We start from the raw sequence: 840 nt of genomic DNA, 5'->3' as shown, positions 1-840 counted from the left end.
GTCAGGGTCGGGTAGTTTACTCGGCTCTTTGCCCCCATCGGTCTGGAGATCCACGCCGAAACCCCCGCCGAGATTGCCATCAGCATCACCGCCCAGCTCATCCAGGTGCGACGGGGATCCCCGAAGAGAATGCCCGGCGAAACTCAAGGTGTAGGCTTGCCGGTTAGCCGGAGGACAAGCTAGGCTAGAAAAGCGCCGCGGGGTAGAGCAGCCTGGTAGCTCGTCGGGCTCATAACCCGAAGGTCACTGGTTCAAATCCAGTCCCCGCTATGCCTGAGAGACGGTTGGTTAAAGCAGTGTCCGCACATCCACCACCTTGCCGCTGACTGCCGCCGCTGCCACCATGGCCGGGCTCATGAGCAGAGTACGCCCGCTGGGGGATCCCTGTCGGCCCTTGAAGTTGCGGTTGGAAGAAGAGGCGCTGATCTGGCGCCCCACCAGCCGATCCGGGTTCATCGCCAAACACATGGAGCAACCGGGATCCCGCCACTCAAACCCCGCCGCCTCGAAGATCTCCCGCAAGCCCTCCTGTTCTGCTTCCTGCTTTACCCGTTCTGAGCCGGGCACCACAAACGCCTTCACCCCTGGGGCCACCCGCCGCCCCTTGGCAATCTTGGCTGCCTCCCGCAGGTCGCTCAAGCGGCCATTGGTGCAACTGCCGATGAAGCAGACATCCACCGGTGTCCCTACAATGGGATCCCCCGGCTGCAAGTCCATGTAGGCATAGGCCTCTTTGGCCAGTTCCCGCTCGCTTTCCGGCAGATCTTCTGGGGCAGGGATCCGCTCATCCACCCCAATACCTTGGCCGGGGGTGATCCCCCAAGTAACCGTCGGCGCAAT

1 protein-coding gene, 1 tRNA gene and 1 pseudogene are annotated in these 840 nt (G+C 62.6%); 2 read left to right on the top strand and 1 reads right to left on the bottom strand.

Annotated elements, in window-relative coordinates:
• Positions 1–30: 30 nt before the first annotated feature.
• Positions 31–183, top strand: a pseudogene (locus NW819_RS04555) (hypothetical protein); the annotation flags it as partial.
• 13 nt (positions 184–196) lie between these two features.
• Positions 197–270 (top strand) — tRNA-Met (locus NW819_RS04550).
• An 18-nt stretch (positions 271–288) separates the two neighbouring features.
• On the opposite strand, the gene NW819_RS04545 is transcribed toward NW819_RS04550, so the two are convergent.
• Positions 289–840, bottom strand: a 552-nt coding sequence (locus NW819_RS04545; RefSeq protein ID WP_414413023.1) for an aconitase family protein, incomplete at its 5' end; no start/stop codon positions are given.

Origin of the sequence: Synechococcus sp. R8-2, assembly GCF_047461715.1 — a bacterium.
GTDB lineage: Bacteria > Cyanobacteriota > Cyanobacteriia > Thermostichales > Thermostichaceae > Thermostichus.
This window is presented reverse-complemented; position numbering and strand designations above follow the sequence as displayed.